The sequence below is a fragment of the Siphonobacter sp. genome (assembly GCF_048595215.1).
In the GTDB taxonomy this organism is placed as follows: domain Bacteria; phylum Bacteroidota; class Bacteroidia; order Cytophagales; family Spirosomataceae; genus Siphonobacter.
This window is the reverse complement of record NZ_JBMDWJ010000306.1, coordinates 1-3,725: the sequence shown is the minus strand read 5'-3', so window position 1 is coordinate 3,725 and position 3,725 is coordinate 1. Positions and strand designations below refer to the sequence as shown.

At 49.0% G+C, this 3,725-nt stretch carries 2 protein-coding genes and 1 pseudogene; all 3 read right to left on the bottom strand.

Features of this window, described 5'->3' with window-relative positions; all coding sequences use genetic code 11:
- Window positions 1-1,041, bottom strand: a pseudogene (locus ACOJTG_RS18880) (glycoside hydrolase family 65 protein); the annotation flags it as partial.
- Window positions 1,042-1,155: 114 nt separating this feature from the next.
- Entirely contained in the window at window positions 1,156-1,818 is a 663-nt protein-coding gene (pgmB, locus tag ACOJTG_RS18875) for a beta-phosphoglucomutase (protein ID WP_420155245.1), read from the bottom strand.
- A 19-nt stretch (window positions 1,819-1,837) separates the two neighbouring features.
- Window positions 1,838-3,721 (bottom strand): alpha-amylase family glycosyl hydrolase, encoded by a 1,884-nt coding sequence (locus tag ACOJTG_RS18870; protein WP_420155244.1) that lies wholly within the window; start codon window positions 3,719-3,721, stop codon window positions 1,838-1,840.
- Window positions 3,722-3,725: the final 4 nt, after the last annotated feature.

Here is a 3,725-nt window from a genome sequence, read left to right as displayed (position 1 = left end):
ACCAATGTTGAGGCGATCGTCTTCTCCGGTATAGGTCTGACTAAGCTGAAACAGATTAAACCGAATGGCTTGCTGAGCCGCGACGTCTCCTTCAATGACAATATCCATCTGCTGCCATTTCTGAGCCCAGGCTTCGATTTGTTCCCGCAAGAGTTGTTCGTATCCTTTTTCGGCCATGGTAGCCAGATACGTCTTGGCGTGGGCGAGTAGGTCTTGGCGAGCGTGATTTTGGTCACTCAGGTTGCAGGCGTATTTGATCAGAGCAATTTCTTCACCAGCAATGACGTCCAACTGAATGCGACTGCTAACGAAACCTTCCTGCTTGACGGGCAAGGCCTGAAACGGAAACGAAGCTCCGTCTTTGTATAAAGAAAATTTCTGACCCGTAACGACTTCGAATTGTGGTACCCCGTACTCATTCGGTACCGTAGTCAGGTGGAGGTAGCCTTCGGCAAAACCCGTTTCCCGGTGAATTTCCTGCCAGAATTTCTGATCGTAATTGGAATCGCGGTTGGAAATCGTCCCGTCGATGTAGGGCATGATGGTGAGTTTACCATCAAAATTCAGGGGTTTGATGCAGTAGCGAATTACCCCGCCTTCATCGTGCGTGAGCGAACAAAACCGTTTCGCCGTGACGCCCACCTGTTTGCCAGAAGGCAGCATCGCCACAAACGAACGACTCAGCCAGCCTTCTTTCATGTTCAAGGTCCGACGGAATTCGTGCACGTGGCAGTTCGCCAGATCCAGTTTTTCGTCCTCCAGCTCAATCTGGATACCAATCCAGTTGGCGGCATTTATGACCTTTGCAAAGTAATTGGGGTAACCGTTTTTCCACCAGCCAACCCGGGTTTTATCCGGAAAGTAGACTCCGGCTACGTAGTTACCCGGCAGGGTTTTGCCGGAGTAGCCTTCTTCAAAATTGCCCCGCTGCCCCATCCGGCCATTGCCCAGAGACATAACCGATTCGGTGATTTCATTCCAGTCCGCATGAAAGCCTTCTTCGATGATGCACCATTCATCGTGTTTCAAATAATTTTTCATCCGAGTTTAAGTTCAGTGATTAGTTGTTTCCATAGGAGGGGTCACCTAATCGATATGTGAAGTACGCCCAGTCAGGAGAGGTCTGAGCGTACGTGAGTTCTTTTCAAAAGGGGTTTATTGCCATCCCAGCAGTTCGTCGCTGAGCTTGGTCCAACTGGTTTCCGTGAAGGCCGTAATCACGACATCCGCTTCCGTGAGTACTTCGGGAGATCCGACACCTACGGCTTTCATTCCTCCCCGGTGGGCGGCTTCAATGCCGGCCACGGCATCTTCAAAGACGACACAATCGGCGGGATTTTGGTGTAAGGCCTGGGCTCCGAGTAAGAAAACTTCCGGATCAGGTTTGCTTTTGGTCGTATGCGTACCATCAATGATGGCATCAAAGGCGTCGAGCATGTCAATTCGCTCCAGAATCAGTCGGGCATTTTTACTGGCAGAACCCAAGGCAATGCCAATGCCCGCTTTTCGTAAGGAATCAAGAAAGTCACGAACGCCGGGAAGAACTTCCTGCGGCGTCATTTGATTGACATAGGCCAGATACCATTCGTTTTTGCGAGCGGCCCATTGCTGTTTTTCTTCATCGGATAAAGTAACGCCACCCCATTGCAGAATCAACTCCAGCGACTCCATGCGGGAAACACCCTTCAACTGTTCGTTCTGGTGTTCCGTGAAGTCAAAACCCAGTTCATTGGCGAGTCGTCGCCAGGCTTTAAAATGATAAATAGCCGTATCAACAATTACTCCGTCAAGATCAAACAGGCAAGCTTTCAAGGCAATCTAAAGTTTTGGTTTCCAGTTATTGAAGCTCCAGTACAAGGGAGGAACGAGCGGGAATCTGAATCTGCTGTAGATTCGATACCCGGACTCCCGTCAGTACATTTTTGGCTGAAGAAAAGCCATTCATACGTTCACGAAAGCGGTCCGTATCTATCGTTTTCTCCGTCTTGTTGGCGTTCATGAGTATCATTACCGTACCCTTAGTATCGTGCCGAAAATACGCATAGATTCCGTCCAGTGGCAAAAATTGCGTCAATTTTCCTGTTTGCAGAGCTGTGGAGGTTTTACGGAAGCTAGCCAGCGTACGTACATAGGTAAAAGCTTCATTTTCGGTAGCGGTTCGGCCAGCGGCTGTAAACTTGTTGGCAGGGTCATTGGCGAAACCTCCCGGAAAATCCTTACGAACTTCAGCATCCGATGGATTTTTAAAATTCTTCATGAGAAGCTCCGTTCCGTAATAAAGTTGGGGTATACCGCGGGTCGTAAGCAAAAAAGTTATGCCCATTTTATACTTGTCCAAATTTTCCCCAATCACCGAATAAAAGCGATCCAGATCATGATTGTCGAGAAAAATCAGATTGCGGAATGCATCTTCATAGAGGAGATCCTGCCCCAGCGTTTCGTACCAGCGGTTTATGTTCTGATTCAGGGCATCATTGCTAGCGTTATAGATCTGAAAATCAATGGCTCCGGGTAGATTGCTCTTCCACGGGACGTTGAGTTTATTCTTCACGAAGTATGCCTGATTTGTGACACTGTTTACCCAGTTTTCACCACAGATGTACAGGTTGGGATGCTCTTCCAGTAGCCGCTGGTTGAGCGTATTCATGAAGTTCAGATCGTTGTAAAAATACGTATCAACCCGCCAGGCATCGATGCCGAAATACTCGACCGTCCAGAGGGCATGTTGAATCAGAAAGTTCGCTACGTACGAATTTTTATGATTCAGATCGGGCAGGAAAGGGACGAACCAGCCATCCTGACTTACCTTGCGGTCGTACTCCGAAGCGTAGGGGTCTACGACGGGCTGATCTTTATACGTGGTGTTCTGGTACTGCGGCCACTGGTTGAGCCAGTCTTTGGCGGGTAAATCCCGAACCAGCCAGTGGTTCTTTCCCACGTGATTATACACCGCATCCTGCATGATTTTTAACCCTTTGGCGTGAGCCGCCGCTACGAGTTTCAGGTAAGCTTCATTTCCGCCCAGGCGTTTGTCAACGCTGTAATGATCGGTAAAGCCGTAGCCGTGGTAAGACGAACGCATGACCCCGCCTTCATTGGTGGTAGGCTGGTCGTTTTCGATCACGGGATTAAGCCACAAGGTCGTTATGCCTAGTTCTTTGAAGTAATCGAGGTGTTTCATAATACCCGCCAGATCGCCACCGTGCCGTAGGAATGGATTGTTACGGTCCAGTTGCGTATCGGCCATATCCGCGAAACGGTCATTGGAAGGATCGCCATTGGCAAATCGGTCGGGAAGCAGTAGATACACAAAGTCCCGCGAATCGACGGTTTGAGGGCGGGCGGTACGAGCCTTTAGTTCATAAGGTACCGTGATAATCATTTCTCGGCCACCGCTGACAATGGTACTATTATTTCGTTTTTCCGTCAGGGGAAATACTTTCGAAAACTGAAGCTGTAGTGTGCCTGGTTTAGTATCCGCCCCAATGGTCAGATCCACAAACACATAATTCGGGCTTTCCACCTGATGGACTCGATCGACAAATACGCTGGGGTAATTGACCTTCACTTTCGCACCTTTGATATTCGGCCCGTATACCAGTAACTGTACCTGCTGATTTTTCATCCCCACGTACCAGTTGGTAGGGTTAATACGTTGAATCTTAAGACCTTGGGCAAAGAGGGGCAGCGTCTCAAGGAGCAGAAAACAGAAAAGACTGATCCGC